General features: G+C 35.0%; 24 protein-coding genes. 18 read left to right on the top strand and 6 right to left on the bottom strand.

What is annotated here, in order from left to right:
* The first annotated feature begins 30 nt into the window (after positions 1-30).
* The 4 genes from DBR39_RS22455 (at position 31) to DBR39_RS22440 (ending at position 6,893) form a co-directional block, all read left to right on the top strand.
* The gene (locus DBR39_RS22455; protein WP_124536873.1) at positions 31-489 is read left to right on the top strand and encodes an organic hydroperoxide resistance protein; all 459 of its coding nucleotides are present in this window, start codon (positions 31-33) and stop codon (positions 487-489) included.
* A gap of 929 nt (positions 490-1,418) precedes the next feature.
* On the top strand, positions 1,419-2,018 hold the full coding sequence (locus DBR39_RS22450) for a hypothetical protein (protein ID WP_124536871.1): 600 nt from the start codon (positions 1,419-1,421) through the stop codon (positions 2,016-2,018).
* Positions 2,019-2,080: 62 nt separating this feature from the next.
* Positions 2,081-6,373 carry a DUF11 domain-containing protein gene (locus DBR39_RS22445; RefSeq protein ID WP_124536869.1) on the top strand — a complete coding sequence of 1,431 codons (4,293 nt, stop codon included), beginning with the start codon at positions 2,081-2,083 and terminating at the stop codon, positions 6,371-6,373.
* A gap of 19 nt (positions 6,374-6,392) precedes the next feature.
* The gene (locus DBR39_RS22440) at positions 6,393-6,893 is read left to right on the top strand and encodes a hypothetical protein (protein WP_124536867.1); all 501 of its coding nucleotides are present in this window, start codon (positions 6,393-6,395) and stop codon (positions 6,891-6,893) included.
* A gap of 109 nt (positions 6,894-7,002) precedes the next feature.
* On the opposite strand, the gene DBR39_RS22435 is transcribed toward DBR39_RS22440, so the two are convergent.
* Positions 7,003-8,076, bottom strand: coding sequence for a helix-turn-helix domain-containing protein (locus DBR39_RS22435; RefSeq protein WP_124536865.1), 1,074 nt, complete (start codon positions 8,074-8,076; stop codon positions 7,003-7,005).
* A gap of 670 nt (positions 8,077-8,746) precedes the next feature.
* Here DBR39_RS22435 and DBR39_RS22430 point away from each other — a divergent pair.
* From DBR39_RS22430 to DBR39_RS22405, 6 genes are all read left to right on the top strand, one after another.
* Complete coding sequence (locus tag DBR39_RS22430) at positions 8,747-9,055, top strand: helix-turn-helix domain-containing protein (protein ID WP_317127297.1); 309 nt, start codon at positions 8,747-8,749, stop codon at positions 9,053-9,055.
* A complete protein-coding gene (locus tag DBR39_RS22425) occupies positions 9,031-9,366 on the top strand; it encodes a helix-turn-helix domain-containing protein (protein WP_124536861.1) in 336 nt (111 codons plus the stop codon). Before DBR39_RS22430 ends, DBR39_RS22425 begins: the two co-directional genes overlap by 25 nt.
* Positions 9,367-9,419: 53 nt before the next feature.
* Positions 9,420-10,052 (top strand): hypothetical protein, encoded by a 633-nt coding sequence (locus DBR39_RS22420; RefSeq protein WP_124536859.1) that lies wholly within the window; start codon positions 9,420-9,422, stop codon positions 10,050-10,052.
* Between the two features lie 10 nt (positions 10,053-10,062).
* Complete coding sequence (locus tag DBR39_RS22415; RefSeq protein WP_124536857.1) at positions 10,063-10,698, top strand: hypothetical protein; 636 nt, start codon at positions 10,063-10,065, stop codon at positions 10,696-10,698.
* Positions 10,699-10,704: 6 nt separating this feature from the next.
* Positions 10,705-11,367, top strand: a complete 663-nt coding sequence (locus DBR39_RS22410) for a hypothetical protein (protein ID WP_124536855.1) — start codon at positions 10,705-10,707, stop codon at positions 11,365-11,367.
* A gap of 336 nt (positions 11,368-11,703) precedes the next feature.
* On the top strand, positions 11,704-11,967 hold the full coding sequence (locus DBR39_RS22405) for a histidine kinase (protein WP_124536853.1): 264 nt from the start codon (positions 11,704-11,706) through the stop codon (positions 11,965-11,967).
* Positions 11,968-11,997: 30 nt separating this feature from the next.
* On the opposite strand, the gene DBR39_RS22400 is transcribed toward DBR39_RS22405, so the two are convergent.
* Both DBR39_RS22400 and DBR39_RS22395 read right to left on the bottom strand, forming a co-directional pair.
* A complete protein-coding gene (locus DBR39_RS22400) occupies positions 11,998-12,708 on the bottom strand; it encodes a hypothetical protein (protein ID WP_124536851.1) in 711 nt (236 codons plus the stop codon).
* Positions 12,709-12,832: 124 nt separating this feature from the next.
* The gene (locus tag DBR39_RS22395; protein ID WP_228447900.1) at positions 12,833-13,393 is read right to left on the bottom strand and encodes a helix-turn-helix domain-containing protein; all 561 of its coding nucleotides are present in this window, start codon (positions 13,391-13,393) and stop codon (positions 12,833-12,835) included.
* 151 nt (positions 13,394-13,544) lie between these two features.
* Between DBR39_RS22395 and DBR39_RS24535 the strand changes: the two genes are divergently transcribed.
* Genes DBR39_RS24535 through DBR39_RS22385 form a run of 3 tightly spaced genes read left to right on the top strand, consistent with a single transcriptional unit; the run spans position 13,545 to position 17,013 of the window.
* Positions 13,545-13,676 (top strand): hypothetical protein, encoded by a 132-nt coding sequence (locus tag DBR39_RS24535; protein WP_262509918.1) that lies wholly within the window; start codon positions 13,545-13,547, stop codon positions 13,674-13,676.
* Positions 13,677-14,708 (top strand): pesticidal protein Cry7Aa, encoded by a 1,032-nt coding sequence (locus tag DBR39_RS22390; RefSeq protein ID WP_124536849.1) that lies wholly within the window; start codon positions 13,677-13,679, stop codon positions 14,706-14,708. It begins immediately after the preceding gene.
* Between the two features lie 37 nt (positions 14,709-14,745).
* Positions 14,746-17,013: a glycosyltransferase gene (locus tag DBR39_RS22385; RefSeq protein WP_228447899.1), complete on the top strand. Its 2,268-nt coding sequence runs from the start codon at positions 14,746-14,748 to the stop codon at positions 17,011-17,013.
* A gap of 12 nt (positions 17,014-17,025) precedes the next feature.
* Here DBR39_RS22385 and DBR39_RS22380 read toward each other — a convergent pair whose 3' ends face one another.
* Positions 17,026-18,123 (bottom strand): calcium:proton antiporter, encoded by a 1,098-nt coding sequence (locus DBR39_RS22380; RefSeq protein WP_124536847.1) that lies wholly within the window; start codon positions 18,121-18,123, stop codon positions 17,026-17,028.
* Positions 18,124-18,531: 408 nt separating this feature from the next.
* On the opposite strand from DBR39_RS22380, the gene DBR39_RS22375 reads away from it, so the two are divergent.
* The 5 genes from DBR39_RS22375 to DBR39_RS22355 all read left to right on the top strand — a co-directional run bounded on the left by DBR39_RS22375 (position 18,532) and on the right by DBR39_RS22355 (position 21,278).
* On the top strand, positions 18,532-18,750 hold the full coding sequence (locus tag DBR39_RS22375; protein WP_124536845.1) for a hypothetical protein: 219 nt from the start codon (positions 18,532-18,534) through the stop codon (positions 18,748-18,750).
* 123 nt (positions 18,751-18,873) lie between these two features.
* A complete protein-coding gene (locus DBR39_RS22370) occupies positions 18,874-19,212 on the top strand; it encodes a cupin domain-containing protein (protein ID WP_124536843.1) in 339 nt (112 codons plus the stop codon).
* Positions 19,213-19,428: 216 nt separating this feature from the next.
* Complete coding sequence (locus DBR39_RS22365) at positions 19,429-20,235, top strand: hypothetical protein (RefSeq protein ID WP_124536841.1); 807 nt, start codon at positions 19,429-19,431, stop codon at positions 20,233-20,235.
* Between the two features lie 38 nt (positions 20,236-20,273).
* A complete protein-coding gene (locus DBR39_RS22360; RefSeq protein WP_124536839.1) occupies positions 20,274-20,558 on the top strand; it encodes a heme oxygenase in 285 nt (94 codons plus the stop codon).
* 27 nt (positions 20,559-20,585) lie between these two features.
* A complete protein-coding gene (locus DBR39_RS22355) occupies positions 20,586-21,278 on the top strand; it encodes a DUF1003 domain-containing protein (protein ID WP_124536837.1) in 693 nt (230 codons plus the stop codon).
* Positions 21,279-21,433: 155 nt separating this feature from the next.
* On the opposite strand, the gene DBR39_RS22350 is transcribed toward DBR39_RS22355, so the two are convergent.
* Both DBR39_RS22350 and DBR39_RS22345 read right to left on the bottom strand, forming a co-directional pair.
* Complete coding sequence (locus DBR39_RS22350; RefSeq protein WP_124536835.1) at positions 21,434-21,928, bottom strand: CinA family protein; 495 nt, start codon at positions 21,926-21,928, stop codon at positions 21,434-21,436.
* Positions 21,929-21,985: 57 nt separating this feature from the next.
* Positions 21,986-22,255, bottom strand: coding sequence for a heme oxygenase (locus tag DBR39_RS22345; protein ID WP_124536833.1), 270 nt, complete (start codon positions 22,253-22,255; stop codon positions 21,986-21,988).
* Between the last annotated feature and the right edge of the window lie 87 nt (positions 22,256-22,342).

The following is a 22,342-nucleotide window of genomic DNA, read 5'->3' as shown; positions in this document are numbered from 1 at the left end:
TCTTGTTCAATCTAACTTAATAATAAAAATATGGAATCAAACAGAATTCAGGAAGTAGAAAATACAACCTTAATAAACATTAGCAAAGTAGTATATTCTGGGAATGTTGTCGTAACCGGAGGACGAAATGGGGAAGCAAAAAGCAATGATGGTAAACTCAACATAGAACTGACATCCCCCGGCACAAAAGGAAACGGCACCAATCCGGAGCAGTTATTGGCAGCGGGATGGTCGGCATGTTTTATTGGAGCGATGCATTTAGGAGCATCCAAAACCGGCGTTATTCTTCCTCCAGATCTGGCGGTCAACACTTCCATAGATCTGGCTACCAATGACGAAGGATTTTTCCTGCAGGCCCATTTACAGATTCATCTACCGGGACTGCCAATGGATGAAGCCAGAAAGGTTGTGGAAACAGCCCATGCAACATGCCCCTATTCAAAAGCTACCCGTGGTAATATCAATATAAAGATAGATGTTGTGTTGTAGTAGTACCGGAAATAGTCTTAGATGATTTTCTGGTTAATAAGTCTTTCTTGTTTCGACAAGGAAGACTTTTATTTTATGATAGAACAGTATTTTTTTTGGTAATTATATACGACTTTACACTAATCATGATATTTAATTATTATGACTCTGTCATTCTGAATGCAACGAAGTGAAATGAAGAATCTATGCCATATATGAGATTCTTCCTTCGTCAGAAATCGAAGATTCGACGTAGTCAATGACAATAATATAAAATTGTATACAGTCACCTTTTTTAATGAATACTCTCTCTTTTGCAATGTAAAACTTATTAATGAGTTTCCCGCATTTCTCTAAATATTTTTAACCTAAACCTTCTAAGCCGATTATCGATAAAAAAGATAAAACTGAAATATTATAAAGCATAATTTCAACATTTAACGCTTACATTTTTTCAAAACCCACAAACTATATCAATCATTATACAAATTTTTCATTTTAACTTATATAAATAATTAATAATAAGCATGATACATATTATAAATGAAATTAATAAAATGACTTAAAGCTATTGGTAAAATCTATTTTGTCAATAGAGAATATGTTAATTTTACAAAAGAAAATAAAACACAATATTGAACATATTTTAGAATAAATTCCCAACACATGTATGACACATATTAAATAAAATTTAGAAAATTATTTTATTAACTAAAAACTTTAAAATACTTTATTCTTATTTTCTATTTTCTTTAAAACTAATATTCCATTAAGCTTTTTTAAACTGAGCCTTGAATAGCAAAACCTACTATTATTATAAAATAAGGTGTATGATTATACATCTATAGGTAAGAAAAACCTTAATCCCTCATTTTTAACTCTGACTCAAAACTATTTTGAATCAGAAATTATGGAGACAAATTTTGTCTTTTAAACAAACACGCACATTAATGAAATCCCTACAACAACAGCTTAAATCCATTTTACCCTTTTATAAAGGGGCTTGGATGCTGTTGTTTGTTTTTTTAATGATTCCCAAGCTCAACGCCCAAAGTTTTTATTATAAAGAAGGTACCCAAATTACAGTACTTGAAAATGCAACATTATATATTACCGATTCAGGAGTAGTGCATCAGAACAGATTAAGGAATTTTGAAGGGAATCCTGTAGTTAAAAAACAAGTTTTGAATGGGGTGAAGGGCCTTTCATTTAATAGCAAAAAAAACAAATTCCTTTCCAAAAAAATAAAAAGGGAAGCAATAATAAAGCATTGCAAAGAAAATATACAAATTGAGCGTAAAGTTGTAACCTCCCAATTTGTAACCTCTACCCCCGACAATTTCTTTTCTACCTATCAAAAAGGAAATGCCATTTCAGCATCTGTTACCGTTCATAGCTATCTGAAATATTCAATTGAAAATAGAACACTTAAACTTCCTCACGAATATCTACATACTGATGATAAGATCATCAACAATAGTTTTATCTTTTTTAAAGACTATTATTTATTCCAATATACAACCCGTCCCCCACCTTTTGAATGCATTTAAAAGAAGAATGTATTATTATTTAAATTTTAAAAAAAATCAAGGTGAAAAAACATAATATATTAATGAGTATATTTCTGATAGCGAATGTATTCATGCTCACAAAAGCCCAAAGTCCCGGCGGAATTATACCTCAGCTATGGTATAAAGCCGATGCAGGAATAACTTCTTCCGCAGGAACTGTAACTCAATGGAACAATAGCGTTCCTTCAACAACCTATAATCTTGCCCAGCAGGGAGCAGCAGGTACTACGCCAGCCTACAACACAAGCCAGATTAATTTCAATCCATCAGTAAGATTTGATGGTACAAATGACCGCCTGGCAGCTCCTAATGTTCCATTAACAGCAACAACTACTGCAGCTGCCCCTTATGAGACATCACAATACATTGTGTATAGAAAATTAGGGACTACTTTCCTACCCCTGTATTCCCACTCTAACGGTTTTGGTGGAACGTGGAATGTTGGAGGAAATTCTGACGGAGGTATGCTTATCACTAACCGAAGCATGATAACATCCGCTCCAACTACAAATGAAGTCCGTCTACAATCAATGGACGGAACCTCCAATGCAGCGATTGTATATCTTAACGGACAACCTAAGAATTCTATATTTGGAAATAACAATAGTACGGCTGTTGCTAGTCCCAGCACACAAAATTTCTGGGTAGGTGCTCAGGGAACTAACAATTTTGCCAACGCTGATATTGCGGAAATTGTAGTTTATAATACAACCAAAGCAACGGAACGTCCTCAAATAGAAAGTTATCTTGCATTGAAATACGGAATTACAAAATTCGGTGATTATGTTGCTTCTAACGGAACAGTGTATTGGAATGTATCTACCAATAGCGGGTATAACAACAATATAACTGGTATTGCAAGAGATGATAGTTCTGTATTGTATCAAAAACAATCCATGAACAGCAATGCGGGACAGCAGATTTTAATTGGATTAACGGGTATGGCCAATACCAATACCAGCAACACCGGTACATTAACCAACCTGCAATCTCTTGTCATTGGAGATAACGGATTAGCAAAAGCGCCAACAATTCCAATCTCAAGCATTTCAGGAGTTAATTATCTTTTTAGCTCTGTCTGGAAGGTTCAGAACACAGGTTCTGTAGGAACAGTACGAGTGATGTGGCCACAAGGATTAAGTAATTTAAAATTGGTTCAGAATAACTTAGATCCTACTTTTGCAACCGGGAATACCGTGACTGATATGTCAGCCAACACACAAACCATCAACGGAGTTGTATATAATTATGCTGATGTTTCACTCGCCAACGGACAGTTTTTTACTTTGGCAGCTTTTGTACAAGCTCCAGGAGGAGTTATTTCAGGGTTGAAATATTGGTATGATGCGGGTATTACAGCAACTTTAACCAATTGGACAGACAAAACAAGCGGATTTACCATCAGTAAAAACGGGACAGGAGCTATTCTATTATCCAATGGAGATGCCAATAGTAATTATAACCCATTTTACACATTCTCAGCAACAGATTACGCGCATTTTACAGGAATAGTAGATCAGACGGTTCTAGGCAGGCTGCAGACCACTTTTGCTGTAGGGGCTAAATCAGGAAATACCCATCCTACTTATAATCATATTTTCAGATTTGCCAATACTGCATCAAGCGGAGCTGCACATAGTTTTGGATTGGGTATCGATAATACCGGAGCACCATTCGGGGATTATACAACGCTCCATTATATTGACAGCGGAACATTAATTAATGCACAAAATACCACCACCTCTCCAGTCTTAAATAAAATGGTTTTACTAGGGGCACAGGCAAGCTCAGTGGTTAGTGGTAATAATAAACAAGTGGGTTATAATGGTAAATTTTCAACATTTTCAGATGCAATCAGTGATGGCAGCCTTTATCCCAATCTTCAAATTGGTGGAAGTATTTTTGGCTTTGCAGGAAGAATACCAGAAGTTGCCTATTATAACGCTAGTTTGTCAACACTAAACAGAGATAAGGTAGATTCCTATTTTGCGATAAAATACGGTATTACCTTAGTACAGCCTTTGAATTATCTTAATTCTGATGGTAACATTGTCTGGAATTCTTCAGCCAATACAGTATTTAATAACAATATTTTTGGTATTGCAAGGGATGTTAACGGTACTCTGGATCAGAAAATTTCCCACAGTATTAATGATAACAGCATCCTTACTGTATCAACGGTGAATGATTTCACCTCACCCAACTCTACAGTCACCAGAACTTCATTGGCTGACAAAGGATACATGATGTTTGGTGATAACAATATTAATACGGGAACTTCCGCGGTAAGCTGCCCGGCTTTGGAAAGCGGCACTGAAAGAATCAACAAAACCTGGCTGGTACAGGAAACCGGCACTGTAGATGCTGCTTATTTTCAGGTTGATTTATCTTCTTACAATATCAACAGTGAAATCGCTTTATATGTTGCTGATGACAGCGGATTTACAACCAACACCGCTTTTATGCCTGCTGTAAGTGTAAGCGGAGGGAAAGCAGTATTTTATTACAATTTCAAAAACGGACAGTATTTTACTGTCGTGGGTAAAGTAGGTCCTATCGCCTGCCAGACCTGTAATGGAGGAAAGCAGACGTTGCAGAATGCTCAGGCGTGGTTTAACGGGGGTACAACGGGAATGAATAATAATACGTTAAGCAACGTTCCCCTGACTGGAACAGCGCCAGCCAGCGGTGCATTATCTGCGGACATCAGCGTTACTTATCCGTCAGGTGTGGAATGGATCCCTACTTTTTTCCCTAGAATGTTTGGTACATGGACTCAGCTGTCAAGATATGATGATCTGAATGGGGCTGCAGGTAAGGTATCTTATACTGTCAATCTAAAAGATATCAACGGTAGTAAAGCTGCTAAAACAAGCTTCCAGGTTGCTGGTATCACTAAACTTGCCGGACAAGCTGCTATGGTAAAAATAATTGGTTACTGCGGAGCCACTCAGGTGACTCCAAAACTTAATTATGCCTATAATTCTACCCCTGAGCTTAACGCTTTACTGAGAAGATATACCATTGACAATTCAACGGGTACAGCGATCGGAACGGAACCATTTTTAGATTTTCTCGATTATGCAACGGTGAATGTGGATTTTGAAAAACCGGTTGAAAAAATTGTGATAGAATGGACGATCAACAGAGATCAGGTATTCAGTAAGGTAGACTTCCTTTATATCAGTGATATGTCATTTGTATGTGTCAACCCTATTGAGCCCAATCCTGATAATGTAAATGTTATTGCATCTTATATTGAAAGCCAGTTGCCAACCTGTGAGGAGGCAACGTTAAAGCTCAATATTAAAAATAACAATTGTATCTCCAAAGCTATTAACATCAGCAATGTTTTACCATCAGGATTACAGTATGTTGCAGACAGCTATGTAGGACTTGGAACGGAAACACCTGCTTATTCAGGACAGAATTTCTCATTGAATAATCTTACAGTACCTTCAGGAAACTCCTACATTTATATCAAAGTAAAACCTTCCGGTGCGGGAACGTATGCTACTTATTTCAATTATACGGTAAACGGAGGAATCAACAGTCCTACTCCTTACAGAAGTGATGATGACAGTGGTGCTTCAGGATATCAGGATACCAGCATTACTTTTACAGCAAGCACTGTCATTACAAAACCAACGGTAACAAAATCTGTCAACAGATGTTTCGGAACATCTTCAACGGAGCTGGAATACACTGTTAATATCACTAATAATGATGCAAACCCGATTACCAGTGTTGAATTCATGGATAACCTTGATGCTGCTCAATCTTATGTAGCCGGATCTTTGGTTCAGAATAATTTTACAGCTAATGGAACAGCGAGCTTCACAGGGGGACTCCTTTATATTTCAGGAATGAATATAGCACCGGGACAAACCGCGGTGGTTAAATTTAAGGTCAACACCAATAACTCTGCTGCAATGGCTTATACAGATACCAACGGAAGCAAATACCTCAACAATCAGGCTACTGTTTCTGTAGATCCTCAGTCTCAGTGCGGGGCAGCCAATTCTGTAGGCTCCAACCTGTTAAAAATCCTTGCATGTACTTCTTGTACGAAAGACCCTAATACCTCTCCTGCCGATACAATTACAAAAATTGGGATTACGATCCAGACCAAACAGAACGGATGGCCGGAAAATATTCCTAATGGCGCAGTTGCACTGGAATCAAAAACCAAAGGATTTGTGATCACTCGTACTCAAAGCTCAGCTATTGTAAATCCGGTAGAAGGTATGCTGATTTATGATACAGCAGACAAGTGTATGAAGCTTTACAACGGAACTTCCTGGCATTGTGTGGTAAGAAGCTGTAATGAATAATAATACAAAACCAATCAAAATGAAAAAAATAATCATAACAACAGCCGCTCTTTTCAGTTTCTCTGTCATAAAGGCACAGGTTGGTATGGGCAAAGCTTCTGTAGATGGAGATGCTATACTTGATTTTCCTTTATCCAACACTGGAATTATCCTTCCTATCGTGGAAGTTCTTCCAACTGGTTCGGCAGCTTCCAACGGAACATTTCTTCTGGATAAAACTGATATTACAGTGAAAATGCGTGAAAATGATCTTTGGGTTCCTCTGTCTGATGCAGGAACCCTTACAGGAACAATGCCCAATGCTTCTGCAGAAGCCGGAGGCGGAGTCATTATAGGGGCAGCCAGTTCTCCTGCACAAGGAGTTCTTGTCCTGGAATCAACGAATAAAGCTTTGGTATTACCAAAAGTAAATAATCCCGTAGCTAATACAAAAAGTCCTGTAGCAGGTACTCTATGCTATGATACGGTAAGTAAAACCATGGCTGTATTTGATGGCTTAAAATGGAGTTTCTGGAAATAAAGACATATTAACATTTAATATTTAACAGTAAGGTCGGCGCTTAGGTGCCGGCCTTTTTATATTTTAAATATCAAATTATTAAATGAATGAATTGAATGCTGGAACACAATTATTGATGGGCCAGATTATTGTTTCTCTCGTTTTTGATAGTCGTGATATATTCAGAAGGAGTGATCCCCTCAATTTGTTTAAAAACCCTGTTAAAAGTCGATTGATTTGAAAACCCGGATTCTGTATAAATATACATCAAGGTAACTTTACTGATATCATTTTCATAAAGCAGCTTCTTTACATTATCAATTCTGCAGATATTCAGGTAGTGATTAAAGTTTGAAAAGCCGTTTACCTTAATCGATCTAGAAATATATAAATTATTAGACTTCAATATATTAGATAATTCCGAAATCGTAAAATCCACATTTTTAAAATACCCTTTTTCTTCTACAATCATTTTTACATCATTAAAAAGGGCCAAATATTTTTCTATATTTTCATTTTCAGACAAAATGGTTCTGTCTTTTTCAATAGGTTCTACAGATGAAATAAAGCCTGTATCTTCAAGTGGATTATCTCTTTCATCATTCAATTTATTTTCCCGGGAAATCTTTACCTGATTGAAAATATGTTCTTCTATTTCGGCTTTTCTTATTTTCTCATTATAATAAATTAAAATACTGATCACAGCAAGATTCACCAATCCTACAAACGTATCCGAGATCACAATTATTTTAACATTGGCGAGCTTAAAGTAATTAAAATCATATAGCTTGGTCAAAATACTCACTGCAATGATGATGAGAAAGGTGTATATTGAATAGATGTAGATGTATTTTTTTCCAAGAAAAATATGCGCTCCAAGAGGGACGGGTAAGAGCCACATTGCCGTAGCAGCAGAATATTTCCAAAAATCCAGCATGACAAAACCGGCAAAAATAGGAGCGTAAGTCATGTAAAGATGAACGATAAGTTTTATGTTATACGCCTTACGAATAATCATAAAAGTATAAAACAGAAAAATGGCATATATAAATGTACATATTCCGAAAAATGAATCTTTAATAACAAAATAAAATACCAAAGAATATCCCAGCAGTATTCCAGACATCAAATACACATATTGGGAGATTAATTTCCTTTTTAGTGCATCTACAGATCCATCAATAAATTCTCTATCAGTTATCATCTTAATGTTTTTCAAAAAAAGCTTATGCAAAATACTGAATATCAAAAATTTAAATTACACCAATGAAATTCAAAATTACATTGAAGTTCAAAATTTTTGATTGTTTATATTCTTTAATTTTGCTAAAGTAAGTTACAAATTTAACAATATATGATTACATTCAAAGCAATGGGAACTTTTAATTAATTTACAATTTTTCAATATATAATACTTTATATAAGGAAAAACAGTACAAAATCTACTACTAATACAATAAAAACATAACTATAACCGAAAAAAAACATTTAATGAAAAAGAAAAAAAATGAAATTGATTTTCAAATATACTTAAAAACACAAATTTTGATAAAAATATAAGAGCACATGACATTCTATTCAAAATAGAACAGAATAAGTAATCTGCTAAACACGAATGATGATTTTTTAGCATAGCGGCTATACAGAATGTTTTTCTATTTCCCGATTTGATTTTCTACAAAACGCTTATGAATGTATTGATGATACATTAGTATGACTCTGTATAGCCCTTTCAATTCCTAATATAATGTAAACCCATGAATTTTAAAGATATAAACATAGGCTTTATGGTCCACAAGCGGGCTTTGGAATGTAAAATAGAAACGGCTCGACTCTGTAAGTTTTTCAATTGTCATGAAAATGATATCTTAAAGATGTATAATTCCAAAAGTCTTGATTCTGGAATTCTTTTAAAATGGAGCAAAATTCTGGAATATGATTTTTTCCGGTTTTATTCTCAGTATTTGATTTTATACTCTCCTGTATCAGCAGAAACGAAAATCAAAAAAGATAACGAAAGCTCTCAAATGCCTCAATTCCGTAAAAACATTTACACTAAAGAGGTGATCAACTTTATGCTGGAATTACTTGAAAAAGGAGAAAAAACGAAAAGCCAGATCATTACTGAATATAATATTCCCAAAACCACTTTGTACAAATGGATAGAGAAAAACAAAAAATAAGTCAGCCCTATTATAAAAAGATCTATTCGGATATTCTTCTCAGAAAATTTCCAGAGAAGATCGATGACTGCCAATCAATATTATCTAAAGGAGAGCTTAATGTTTTGGATATTATTCAGCTTAATCAAAAGATTTTTGGGTGTCATGAGATCTCTTCATACAATCAAAAGCTTCGTTCCTATGACGACTACTCTATTGTAAAGATATTAGAATATCAGAAAAAGCATAACCTCAACAATACCCAGCTGTCTCTGCATTTTAAGCTGAGCAGAAATACCATCACAAAATGGAAAAACAATTATGAGGTTTAAATTCTGAAACCTCATTTCACACTAAGGATAAAAAATATTTAAACACAAAATTAATGACTAAAATTATTTCAACAGTACTGTTCATCAGTGCTAGTATTTCTATGTGTGCGCAAAGCACTGGAAATGTTGGGATCAATACAGCTACTCCTGAAAAGGAATTGACAGTAAACGGAACCATGAAAACGTCAGGGATGACATTAAAAGATCCTATTGAAAAACTGGGAGCAGATGAAAATTATTCTTTTTTAATCAAATCTCCGGCTCCACAGAATAAAATTACTTCTTATAACGATTCTTTTGTACCCACTACTCCTGCGCCGATTAACCTAATTCAGTATAAAATTACCTGTAACAGCGAAGACAAGGATTGGGTAGATGAATATGATACCAAAATTAATTCAAATAAGTTTTTGGTTGTCATTGCCTCTCATGGGTTTACACAGCCCGTATTTACCTATTATTCAAACTGGATTACTCCTATCCCTGAAATTTTTGCTTACAACTCCAATGGTACATGGAAACTTAGGGCAGATTATGTAGGTTTCTCAACGGATGATGCTCTTCCCAATGGCATCTGGACACTCAATTTACTGGTTTTTGACAGAGCATACACTAAGGAAATCACTTCTGCACAAACCGTGAACACTTCCGGAACGGGTGCTGCCTCTGCCCCTTTAATCCAATAATTAAAATCATATGAAAAAAATAACCACCCTTTTATTTGCAGTATCTACTTATTTCAGCCTCAACGCACAGGTTGGAATAAACACAAAAAACCCGCAAGGGACTCTTGATGTTACGGGAGGAACGCTGATAGAATCCTATGTAATTGATACTGTGAATTCATATGCAGCAGGTAACTATTATCTTCTTACGCGTTCAAAGGACACCACACCAATAGGAAAGGTAAAACTTCTTGATATAGCGCTTCGAAATGTAGCCCCTGTTAACACCTATAATATTATTCTCAAAAATGTCAGCCAGACTGATGTTGTCAATTTGAACACTGGACTGGAAAAGGATAAATATATCGTTGCGGTCACGGGTGCGGTCTTTACAGATGCTGTACCGGCAGTCAATACAACAACCAGTATCAAATCATTTGGTGCCTATTCTACAGAAGTAACTTCTGTAACAAGCGCGGGAAAAGTGTATAATGCCATTAATCTGAGTTTTAAGGGCGCAGGTACAACCTCAGCCCAGAACGGAAGCTGGTCACTTACTCTTTGTGTGTATGAAAAAGCATTAGTTAAAGACTGGGGAACGTATACCGGAACTGTAAATAGCTCATTTACAGGAGTTTCAACAAATACCCCAATAGGACTTCAATAACCGATTATGAAAAGAAAAATTTACAGCATGATCATCTTCTTTTTAGGATTATTCATCAATGCTCAAAATACAAAAATAGGAATTAATACATCCACCCCTACGGAAACACTGGATGTAAACGGTTCAAGCTATACCCATTCTTTATACCTAAGGAATCCCGGTGAACCGGACAAAACAGGAGGGCATTTTCTTGCCACTTCCCAAAACACACTGGACCTCTATGATCCAACTCTTGAAAGCAGCGGCTTGTTCAATTATATCAAGCTTACCCTTTCAGGAGTTCCTTCAACAGGAGTCATAGATTATGATACCAAAATAGATGCTTCCAAATTTTTGGTTGTGGTTCATAACTATTCATTCCAGCTTAATAATGGCTCTACACAAGTTGCTCTTGATTACGGTGCCAACGGTATCAATGATAATAAGCAGGGCTCCCCTAATGTCAATACTTTTAGAAGCAACGGAACCTGGCATATCAAAGCCAACTTTATAAACAGTACATTACAGAAGTATTCAAACCCGGATGGCACTTATAATAATTTTAAAGTGAGTTTGTATTTAATGGCTTATAAATACCTGATTACAAAACAAAATATTAATGATGATACTAAAGATCTGGGGGGTACCACTGGTAATGCACAAACATTAAATAAACCTTCTGGTTTTTAACATAATTTCCCTTTTTTAATTTCATCCCAGGAATTTATCATTCCTAAAAAACTGACTGCCAGCCCTATATTTAGGTGAAATAAGGGCTGCAGAAGGTTTTTTGAGTGATGCATAACTTCAGTCAAAAATAGCATAAAGTTGATTCAAATGATGATATATCTTAGATAGTAGGATTTCTCATCGGGATTTTACTTGCAAATCTTCTAAAGGATGGATAATCAAATTAGGAGATTATGATGAATTAAAAATAAAATATGTATACTAATTTCAGAATGCTTTCTTCGTACTTAAAGGGAAAAGAGTTAACTTTGAAGGATTAACCATAAAACAGATAAAATGAGGACAGAAATCCAAACCTATTTTCAAATTGAAAAAAACCTGCAATTAGACTTTCCAAAGATGACAGAATACGAAAGGTTATCTCTTGCTATACAAATACAGAGAAATCAAATTTTAGAGAATGGTCTTGTTGTAACTACAGATAATAGCAAACCCTCTGCTTTAGAGGCCGTATCAATTGCATTAGGTTATACGTCTCCTTCAAGTATAACAATTACAGACTCTGTAAAAGATCTAATTAATACAATTGAACAAAAGTAAAAATCAAAGCCCCAATTAAGGGGCTATTTATTAGTTTAAAATATCGGGGCCATGTTCTATTATACCCTTTACAATATTTTTAATTATTTCTTTCTTTCCCTCAGCCCAAAATTCTTTCATAAATTTCATACCTTGTTTTGCAATTTTCGCATAAATCTTTGAAACATGTTCAACAATCCATTTTTGTGATCGAGTTGGTAAATTTTCCCTAACTTCGGAAATTTCTGTAATAATAGATTGAATCTCTTGCCTATTATTATCATCAACCATCTCAATTAGCCTTGAACTCACTTGTTCTAAAAGGTAATCTAGCTGTAAAATTTGAGTTGTTTTAAAAGGGCGTATATCAGCATCTTCATCTACAAATTCAAAGTTTGAAAAGAATTCTTCTTCATATGATTCAAGTATCGGATCATCATAGAAAGACTTTACTTTCCCATAATTCTCCAGCGAAAGAACCCAATTGTTAAAATTCGTCGTTAAATCATCTCGTAAAATCCTTATATAAGTTGCCTTTACTTCTTTTTCATCCTTTGGAGAGTAGTTTACAGAATAAATCTCCCTACCATCACTTGCGATTTCATATTTCTCAATTACATAATAGAATTTTGATGAAGGATCTTTGTCTTTTGCATTCACTAAATTATTGCCTGGATCCTCTATAGTAAATAATTTTCCTTGTAAGCCAACGAAAGGCTCTAAAGCTTTTAAAACTGAAAGTGGTAAATTTTTCTTACTCATATTTTATATCTTTTCCTCCAAAAATAGTACAACCAAATATATCCCACAAACTTTTTACTGATCTGCAAGCTTTGATTGTACTGGTATTTCTTTCTTAATCTCCTCCTACATCTTCTCCACCTCTCTACAAGTCTTCCAGATTCCCCAAGCGTTTCTGTTTCAATTGCTTATAAAATGAGGGTGAAAGGCCCGTAATTTTTTTAAACTGATTGGAGAGGTGGGCAACACTGCTGTAGTTTAGTTTATAAGAGATTTCTGTAAGATTGAGCTCATCATATAGCAGCAATTCTTTTACCTTTTCTACTTTATTAATAATGATAAAATGCTGCAGCGTCATTCCTTTCACTTCGGAAAAGGTATTTGCCAGATAGGTATAATCGTATCCTAGTTTTTCACTTATGTAATCTGAGAAATTTTCTTTTGGAAGTGCATCTGAGTAATGTATCATTTCTATGACAACATTTTTTATCTTTTCTATCAGGATACTTTTTTTATCGTCTAATACCTCAAGTCCTGTTTTAAGCAGGTTTTCTTTCAGTATTTGTCTTTGTTTGGGGCTAATATCCTCCAATAGGACTACAGTTCCCAAATCGACAACAGCATTTTTAATGCCCAGTCTTTCCAGTTCCTGATGGACAACCATTTTGCAGCGTAAGCTTACCATATATTTTATGTACAACTTCATTATCCTCACCAATTACTTCATTAACAGTAATTTACTCAAAGTTAGTCTATTAAATCGGGAATATCTATGATTTATATAACAAATTCAAAGACTATTACAACGCTTTCCTTTTTTAATGGTTGAAATTTACAGATAACAAAAATATTTCATAATGTCAAAAGAAAAAGACGGAAAAAAGAAATCAGACAAAACTCCAGCTGTAAAATCCCTGAAAGAGAAACGAGAAGATAAGATGAACAAACGAAAAGACAGGGAAAATGAAGCCCGAAATACCGGTAACTAAATGGTAGCTCTGAAAAAAGAAGGTATTATACTTAGAAAAACCGAATTAGCTTTTGAAAGTGAAGGTGTTTTAAATCCCGCAGTTATTCAGGAAAACGGAAAAATACATTTATTTTACAGGGCTGTTGCAAAGAATAATTTCTCCAGTATCGGATACTGTATATTGTCAGATTATAAGACTATAGAAACTCGTTTGAGCAATCCGGTTATCATTCCTGAGTTTGAATACGAGAAACATGGTGTTGAAGATCCAAGAATTGTAAAAATAGATCATTTATTTTATCTTACCTATACCGGTTATGACGGAATCAATGCATTGGGAGCACTTGCAATATCCAAGGATTTTACATCTTGGCAGAAACTGGGAATTATTGTTCCAAAGATTCCCTACAAAAAGTTTAAACTTTTAACAGAATCCCAAGGGGCAATAGCAGGAAAATACGAAAACGCCAATACATTCTCTCCTATCCAGGAAAAGAATAAGGATCTCTTCATATGGGATAAAAACGTGATATTTTTCCCAAGAAGAATCAAAGGCAAGCTTTATTTTCTTCATCGCATAAGACCTGATATTCAAATTGCAGGTATAGAGAATATTGAAGATTTAAATCCTAATTTCTGGAAAGATTATTTTCTTCACTTTGAAGATCATATCCTATTATCACCTCAGCATGAGCATGAGATAAGCTATATCGGAGGAGGATGTCCTCCCATAGAAACTGAGCATGGATGGCTTTTGATCTATCATGGGGTACATAATACCATTGACGGATATGTTTACAACGCTTGTGCTGCTTTATTGGATCTTGATAACCCCGAGAAAGAAATCTCAAGACTTCCCTACCCTCTATTCAAACCCGAACAGCAATGGGAAAAGAAAGGAGAAGTCAATAATGTCTGCTTTCCGACCGGAGCTATCGTAGAAGGAGATACACTCCGTATTTATTACGGAGCTGCGGATGAAAGAATTGCTGTTGTTTCTTTAAATATCACGGAATTATTGAAAGAATTACTACAGTACAGAATACAATAGATTGTACGGAATATCAGACTTTAAAATAGACATCAACATGAATAAAAATATAAACCCAAACGTGGAGGAAAAGACAAAAAGAAGATCAGTCCAAAGTAAAAAAAACACAATTAATTATAAACCTGAAATTATCTTCATAAGTACTTTTCCTCCTAAGGTGTGCGGTATTGCAACGTATTGTCAGGATTTGATAAAATCTCTTCAGATAAAATTCAGAGAATCGTTCAAAATAATCATCTGCCCAATGGAAACGGAGGATGAAAACTATCATTATGACGAAAATACTGAATATCGCCTGAATACATCCGATGCCATTTCTTATTTGGAGCTGGCTGATAAAATCAATAAAAATGACAATATCCAACTGGTCATGCTGCAGCATGAATTTGGATTTTTCAACGAAACGCAAAACGGATTACTGCTTTTTCTCCAAAATTTAGAAAAGGACATCATCGTTACTTTTCATACCATTCTGCCAAAACCAGATTACAAGTTAAAAGAAAAGGTACAAGACATAAGTCGTTTTTCTAAATATATTATTGTGATGACCGGTATTTCTGCAAATATCCTTTCTAATGATTATGATATTCCATCTGATAAAATTAAAGTGATACCGCATGGTACCCATTTATTACCATTTATCGACAAAGCTTCACTGAAAGCGAAATATGGATTTAAAGATAAAAAGATACTTTCAACATTTGGTTTATTGGGTTCCGGGAAAAATATTGAAACCTCTTTAGAAGCACTGCCTGAAATCATCACCCAAAACCCGGATGTAATGTTTCTGATTATCGGAAAAACGCATCCAAGCATCATTAAGCATGAAGGCGAAGAATATCGTGATTCTTTGCAGAAAACGATCAAGAGACTCCATTTAGAAAAACATACACACTTTATCAACCAATATCTTCCTCTGGAAGAGCTGTTAGATTATCTTCAGCTTACCAATATCTATCTTTTCACTTCAAAAGACAGAAATCAGGCAGTAAGCGGCACTTTTTCCTATGCCATCAGCTGTGGATGTCCCATTGTTTCCACCCCAATTCCACATGCTTTAGAAGTATTGAATGAAGACCTGGGAATTATTATTGATTTTGAAGCTCCGCAACAACTCGCTGCTGCCGTGAATACTTTATTGAAAAACGAAGCTGTACAGGAAAGATTACGATCAAAAAGCTTAGAAAAAATGGCTCCGACAGCCTGGGAAAATTCTTCTATTTCACACGCCCTGTTATTTCAGCAATATAGCAAAGATAAAATGGCCTTACATTATACATTCCCCATCATCAATCTTAGCCATATCAAAAATATGACAACAGATTTTGGAATGATCCAGTTTTCTAAGATCAACAAGCCTGATATAGATTCCGGGTATACTTTGGACGATAATGCCCGTGCTATGATTGCAGCCTGCAGACATTATAAAATGAGCAGAGATGAATCTGACCTTGAACTGATTTCAACTTATCTGAATGTCATCAAGTTTTGCCAGCAGACTGACGGAAATTTCCTCAATTATATAAATCAACACAAGGAATTTACACCTCAGAATGAGGAGACCAATCTCGAAGACTCCAACGGAAGAGCCATCTGGGCACTGGGATATCTTCTTTCAATAAAGGAAATCTTACCTCAACAGTTTTCTGATGAAGCAGAATCTGTGATTGAAAAAAGTCTTCCGGTGCTTGAGAAAATCCATTCTACCCGAGCGATGGGCTTTATCATCAAGGGACTACATTATCAAAACTCTGAAAACAATATTCCATTATTGAAAAAGCTGGCCAATCGATTGGTAAAAATGTATCAGCATGAAAAACACAGAGACTGGCATTGGTTTGAAAGCTATCTGACCTATGGAAACAGTTTACTCCCTGAGGCTTTATTGTGTGCATGGATTACGACCAAAGACGAAGTGTATAAGCAGATTGCCCATGAATCTTTCCAATTTCTTCTTTCTAAAATATTTATTAAGGGAGAGATCAAAGTAATTTCCAACAAAGGATGGCTGCAGAAAGAGATCGTTAAAGATCCTGAATCAGTTGGCGGTGAGCAGCCCATTGATGTTGCCTATACCATACTGGCCTTATCTACATTTTATAGGGTTTTTAAAGATGAAAAATACTTACAGATGATGAGGAGTGCTTTTAATTGGTTTTTAGGAAAGAATCATTTACATCAGATCATTTACAATCCTGTAACGGGTGGATGTTATGACGGTCTTGAAGAGAAGAATGTTAATCTCAATCAGGGAGCAGAATCAACAGTTAGTTATCTCATGGCAAGGCTTTGTTTTCATAAATAAGAACTTAATAATTTATGGCACAATCGTAATGAAAAGGTAGATTAAAAATATAGCGATCAGTACAATTCCCTGCATGATATTGGTTCTGCCTGTTGCCAGCGAAACGGTAATAATAAAAAGCGTCAGCCCCAAAAGTATCGTTGATTTAATATCTATTCCTAATGTCATCCGTATTCCAGTCATTACGGATATAATGGCAATGGCAGGAATGCTGAGTCCGATACTTGCCAAAGCAGAACCAAAAGCAAGGTTTAATGAGGTTTGGATCTCATCACTTTTTGCCGCTCTGAATGCTGCCATCCCTTCCGGAAGAAGAACAATACCGGCAATAATGATACCCACCAGAGACTTTGGAGCACCCGCTGAAATCACAATATGTTCAACATCTTTCGAAAGGAGCTTTGCCAATAAAACCACTATTCCCAGGCATAAGATTAACAATATACAACTGATATACAATTGTTTTCGGGAAATCATTTCGTGACTATTCTGTACCGATTGGTTTCCGGATAGCTTGTTTTGCGGAGAAATGAAAAAGCTTCGGTGCCTAAGCGTCTGGATCATGGTAAAGCCAAGGTAAAGCCCTAAAGAAATCAAGGCTATAAAAAGAAGCTGAAACCAGGTATATTCGCCTCCCTGATGACTTATCGTATAATTGGGCAGGATTAGCACAAAAATAATAACAGAGGTAAGAGTAATCAGTGCAGTACTTACTCCCTGCAATGTAAAGCTCTGTTCTCTATATCTTAGAGAGCCTATCACAATACAACCTCCGATGATTCCTGTAAGGATGATCATCACTGCTGCAAAGACCGTATCTCTGGCAAGGGTGATCGTTTCTACACCTTTAGCTCCCAGCATGATGGAAATAATTAACCCAACTTCTATTACCGTAATGGCAAATGCCAGAAGTAAAGTTCCGAAAGGCTCACCAAGACGATGGGCAATAACTTCAGAGTGATACACTGCTGCAAGAACACTTCCCATTAGAAATAAAGTAAGAAGTACAGAATAATAAACGGAAGCAAAAACAGGGTTCCCGAAATAAAAAACCCATGCCAGAATGGGCACTAAGAATGTCCACATCCATAAATATTTTTTTGTATTCATATAAACAGTAATTATTTTTTATAAGGATGAACCGTAGCTTTTGAGAAAATCAACAGGTTTATATTTCTATTTTAAAAACAGGATATATGAACGGTCAGAAGTGCTTCAGAGATACTATATCAGAAATTTTAACTACTGAAAAAAAAGTAATAGGCAGGAACTTAAATCCTCCAAATTGAAAGTTCAACGTAATAATGCACTAAGATACAAATTATCAATCATTTATTATCCTTATAATAGGAACATTTTTCTCTTTTTATAGAGCCACTTTGTTTCAGCAGCAATACAAATCTGAAAAATTGACAAAGGTGTGATATGTACAACATTAAAAAAGCAATCTGTAATACAATAGATTATAAAACAACCAACTTTGTATAGTAGCAATTAAGTTACACTAAACTTCACATTATGGACACAAACCACAACAAAGGTGATAAATTTTTCAAAATTCCGGGAGACTGGAATGTGCAGTCAAAACATCTAAAAGAAAAATTTTCAACATTGACAGATTACGATCTGAAGCTTGAAGAGGGTAAAGAAAAGGAAATGCTTGAAAGAATTGGAAACAGACTAAGAAAAAACCGTGAAGAGGTTCTTATTATCTTAAAAGAAATTAATCTTTCATAAACTTTTTGCGAATGCAGTGAAAATCGATTAAAAAAGGTTCTAACTGAAAAAGGGATGGAAAGTCAGGCAGTTCCATCCTTTTTATTTACCATACAATGACATTTTACTCTTAAACCAACTGTGATGAATCATAAAGAAATTGAGAAATCCAAAGTATATGTTATCCGCCAGATTGTAGAATATATTTCAAATTCTGTGGTCAGCAGAACGATACTGGGAAAATTAACAGGTGCTATCAATATCCTGTCTTTTGATGATGAGCAAGGGTTTCCAGAGAAAATATCTCCTTTTGATACTGCTATACAGATTATTGAAGGTAAGGCTGAGATTATCATAGATGGAGCCTCTTATTTTATGGAAGAAGGTGAATGCATTGTCATTCCGGCCCATCAACCTCATTCCATAAAAGGAAATAAACGCTTTAAAATGATATTAACCATAATAAAAAGCGGCTATGAATAAAGTACACACTGTATCCATTTTAACAAAAAGGATATTTAAAAAAACGCTTGAAATTCAGAAAAAATTTCCTGAACTGTATGAGCTGCTAGATGAAACACCACTATTCTTTTCTTTTACAGAGAAAGATATCACGATCAAGGACTTAAGACAATATCTTATTTCACTTAGTATGCAACAAAAATCTTTCGAAAAAAGGATATAAAAAATGATTTTCTAATGAAAAAATTAAATAAACATCCTAAACCCAAAAACAGATTTGGACTTAGAAGTAAAAAGAATACTTCGCGAAAGGCCTATTATTCTCAGTTTGTCTCCTTATTCTATATCAGAAATACCAATATCACTTTGGAAAGAGATGCAAAGGAAATTCTCAGAATGTTAAGAGAATTACAGAACCTTAATAACAAATCCAGATTGGTATTCAGTACGCATTGCGGTCTCAGCAAGCATAATCTGTGGCAGTCTGTACTCGTTGATCTCCATGATAATATACAATATATCAGATTCCAGTTTGAATATATACTGGCGAATATTATACAAAAAAATAAAATCAATTCTCCTCTATTCTGGCAGCAAAACAAAATCTATATGAACGGCCTGGAAGGTAATCATGAAAAACTTATTCAGATGGCTAATCAGCTTCTGCCAGAAGAAGAAAGGTTATCCTGGAAAGGGGCTATATGTAATTTTTACGATGAAATTTTATCTTTACTCGCTCCGCTTACAAGCATATGCAAACTTGAATTCGACTTTATTGAAAAATATAACCCTAAAATATTCAACAAAATTACAGTGGATATTATTAAAGATATCCCGAAAGATTACACTTTAAAAGAAGCAAGGGAGTACGAACAGGAATATTTGAAAATATTGACAGATTATAGTCATGAATTCAGTAAAAAGAGTAACCTTTGGGAAAGTTTATTACATATACTTTCAGGAGGTATGTACCAGTTACCGTCAGAGCGTGTTATGCTTAAAAGATGGATTAACGGAAAAATGAAAGAAAAATTTTCTAAATAAACCTTCGCTTACCTCTATAGCTATTAAATATTTGTACGATGAAAATAATACACCTTTTTCAGTTTAAAAATTCCATCTTCCATAAAATTCCGTTTTTTAAGGAAGAGCATAGGTTGAAAAATGATCTGACAGAATTTGGACTGATCAATATTGAAATAGTAACGGAGTATGTTGTTAAGATTCATGATGATTTTATTTTTGAAAAAACATCCAAAGATGATCTTTTACAGGCATGCAAAAAAGCTCAAAAAATAATAGAACATTATTTCGTCACCGGATTAAATGATTATGGCAATATTAGAAATCATGTATTCAGAGATTAAATAGTCATCCAGTTAACACATTTAACAATGAAAACGAGTCATATTAGCCAGCAAAAGATTCCGGAGGGAGAACAAATAAAAGGTGAAGACATTAGAGAAGGAATATTTATGCTTATACAGCAGAATTTCCCGGATTTAAGCCAAGATGACTATATATCCATTACAGAGCTTAACCATTACAGAAGGCTGTATCTCACCTCCTTAATTGTTGAAGAAAAAGGAGAACTTGAAAGTATAGATCTTGATGTCATCAATGCAATCAAAAACAACTCTATCCTCTCGGAAAATATACAAGATGAAATAGAAGCCAAGATTAGTTTTTCTCAAAAACTAGCCGATAATGTAGCTTCTTTTGGAGGAAGCTGGACATTTATCCTTGCTTTTTTTTCATTTATACTCGTCTGGATCGCAGCAAACATCTGGCTTTTAACAGTAAAATCATTTGATCCCTATCCATTTATACTGCTTAATCTGATTCTTTCCTGTCTGGCAGCTATTCAGGCTCCCATTATAATGATGAGCCAAAACCGGCTGGAACAAAAAGACAGGATAAGAGCTGAACACGATTATAAGATTAATCTAAAAGCCGAACTGGAAATACAGCTTTTGAGTGAAAAAATAGACCATCTTCTTGTGAGTCAAAACAAAAAACTGCTTGAAATACAGGAAGTACAAACTGATTATCTGGAAGATCTGACCAATATTCTTAAGACGAAATGAACCGTTTCTCATTCATGAAAACTTTATCGGCATTTCAATACTATCCTACTTTTCTAAGATAGGTAAGGCATCAAGATCATCTTGTAGAGCTGCGCCATTGAAGTCTTTATGTTATAATATTTTAATTAATGATCGGCTTTCTTCATTTAATTTTCTTAGATCAGTATTTGATTCAAAGCACCTTTAAAACATCCCAGAATGAACTCGGTGTAATACAGCTGAGCATCCAGAGCCTTATATTTATCATGAAGATCTATTCGTTTGGAAAGAATGATATCGCCTTTATAGCTGAACGAACAGAACGAAAAAACATGAAATCCCGAATTCCTTGCAGACTTTGCATAGCCTGTAGATGAAATTCCCCAGTCTGTTCCAAATGACGAAGCCACCTTTACAGCCATGATATCGGCCATACGCTGGGTCTCAAAATCATTTTCCTGTTCCTCAATACAGTTGCTGTCCAGAAATCTGCGCTTTTCAGGTAATGTAAAGGTGGTTATGCCCCCTTTATAAAACAAGCTTGAATTAGGCATCTGCGAAAAAGCCAACTGCAATAATCCTGAAGTTACACTTTCTGCTATAGATACGGTCTCTCCTATCGTAACCAGTGAAGTACTGATATAGTCGAGTAAGTTTTGCTGGAATTTCATGATATAAATTATTTACTATTTATCCGCTTTACAAATCATTTTACGCTGCCATTGCTATTAAATAACATCGTAATCATCCACTGTTGTAGCAAAATAATGCTCAATCATTTCATTGGCATTTTTGCACATCATTATAATATCTTTCCTTGGAGTATCTTCAAAAATGAAATCTTCTGGAACATCGATAATAAATTCGGTGACCTTTTCAGTATTCATTAAATCATAAGTCATTAAATCATTCAGATTATCCAACCTGCATTCATCCTTAAAAAACGGAATTTTACGGGAAATGGAATTTTTAAACTGAAAAAGATGGATTGTTTTCATGCCTTGATTATATATTATTAGTGGGCACAAGTCCTTGTACCTCTGGGGACAGTTTAACTGCCTGTTATTTCCTTTTATAAGGTGACA

This window comes from Chryseobacterium sp. KBW03 (assembly GCF_003852415.1).
Classification (GTDB): Bacteria; Bacteroidota; Bacteroidia; order Flavobacteriales; family Weeksellaceae; genus Chryseobacterium; species Chryseobacterium viscerum.
The sequence above is the reverse complement of the archived record's forward strand: the minus strand, read 5'-3'. Positions and strand labels throughout refer to the sequence as shown.

What these genes read in the sequence shown, in the direction of transcription:
- DBR39_RS22455 (WP_124536873.1), top strand. Translation starts at nt 31, where the DNA reads ATGGAATCAAACAGAATTCAGGAAGTAGAAAATACAACCTTAATAAAC.
- DBR39_RS22450 (WP_124536871.1), top strand. Translation starts at nt 1,419, where the DNA reads ATGAAATCCCTACAACAACAGCTTAAATCCATTTTACCCTTTTATAAA.
- DBR39_RS22445 (WP_124536869.1), top strand. Translation starts at nt 2,081, where the DNA reads ATGAGTATATTTCTGATAGCGAATGTATTCATGCTCACAAAAGCCCAA.
- DBR39_RS22440 (WP_124536867.1), top strand. Translation starts at nt 6,393, where the DNA reads ATGAAAAAAATAATCATAACAACAGCCGCTCTTTTCAGTTTCTCTGTC.
- DBR39_RS22435 (WP_124536865.1), bottom strand. Translation starts at nt 8,076, where the DNA reads ATGATAACTGATAGAGAATTTATTGATGGATCTGTAGATGCACTAAAA.
- DBR39_RS22430 (WP_317127297.1), top strand. Translation starts at nt 8,747, where the DNA reads ATGTATAATTCCAAAAGTCTTGATTCTGGAATTCTTTTAAAATGGAGC.
- DBR39_RS22425 (WP_124536861.1), top strand. Translation starts at nt 9,031, where the DNA reads ATGGATAGAGAAAAACAAAAAATAAGTCAGCCCTATTATAAAAAGATC.
- DBR39_RS22420 (WP_124536859.1), top strand. Translation starts at nt 9,420, where the DNA reads ATGACTAAAATTATTTCAACAGTACTGTTCATCAGTGCTAGTATTTCT.
- DBR39_RS22415 (WP_124536857.1), top strand. Translation starts at nt 10,063, where the DNA reads ATGAAAAAAATAACCACCCTTTTATTTGCAGTATCTACTTATTTCAGC.
- DBR39_RS22410 (WP_124536855.1), top strand. Translation starts at nt 10,705, where the DNA reads ATGAAAAGAAAAATTTACAGCATGATCATCTTCTTTTTAGGATTATTC.
- DBR39_RS22405 (WP_124536853.1), top strand. Translation starts at nt 11,704, where the DNA reads ATGAGGACAGAAATCCAAACCTATTTTCAAATTGAAAAAAACCTGCAA.
- DBR39_RS22400 (WP_124536851.1), bottom strand. Translation starts at nt 12,708, where the DNA reads ATGAGTAAGAAAAATTTACCACTTTCAGTTTTAAAAGCTTTAGAGCCT.
- DBR39_RS22395 (WP_228447900.1), bottom strand. Translation starts at nt 13,393, where the DNA reads ATGAAGTTGTACATAAAATATATGGTAAGCTTACGCTGCAAAATGGTT.
- DBR39_RS24535 (WP_262509918.1), top strand. Translation starts at nt 13,545, where the DNA reads ATGTCAAAAGAAAAAGACGGAAAAAAGAAATCAGACAAAACTCCAGCT.
- DBR39_RS22390 (WP_124536849.1), top strand. Translation starts at nt 13,677, where the DNA reads ATGGTAGCTCTGAAAAAAGAAGGTATTATACTTAGAAAAACCGAATTA.
- DBR39_RS22385 (WP_228447899.1), top strand. Translation starts at nt 14,746, where the DNA reads ATGAATAAAAATATAAACCCAAACGTGGAGGAAAAGACAAAAAGAAGA.
- DBR39_RS22380 (WP_124536847.1), bottom strand. Translation starts at nt 18,123, where the DNA reads ATGAATACAAAAAAATATTTATGGATGTGGACATTCTTAGTGCCCATT.
- DBR39_RS22375 (WP_124536845.1), top strand. Translation starts at nt 18,532, where the DNA reads ATGGACACAAACCACAACAAAGGTGATAAATTTTTCAAAATTCCGGGA.
- DBR39_RS22370 (WP_124536843.1), top strand. Translation starts at nt 18,874, where the DNA reads ATGAATCATAAAGAAATTGAGAAATCCAAAGTATATGTTATCCGCCAG.
- DBR39_RS22365 (WP_124536841.1), top strand. Translation starts at nt 19,429, where the DNA reads ATGAAAAAATTAAATAAACATCCTAAACCCAAAAACAGATTTGGACTT.
- DBR39_RS22360 (WP_124536839.1), top strand. Translation starts at nt 20,274, where the DNA reads ATGAAAATAATACACCTTTTTCAGTTTAAAAATTCCATCTTCCATAAA.
- DBR39_RS22355 (WP_124536837.1), top strand. Translation starts at nt 20,586, where the DNA reads ATGAAAACGAGTCATATTAGCCAGCAAAAGATTCCGGAGGGAGAACAA.
- DBR39_RS22350 (WP_124536835.1), bottom strand. Translation starts at nt 21,928, where the DNA reads ATGAAATTCCAGCAAAACTTACTCGACTATATCAGTACTTCACTGGTT.
- DBR39_RS22345 (WP_124536833.1), bottom strand. Translation starts at nt 22,255, where the DNA reads ATGAAAACAATCCATCTTTTTCAGTTTAAAAATTCCATTTCCCGTAAA.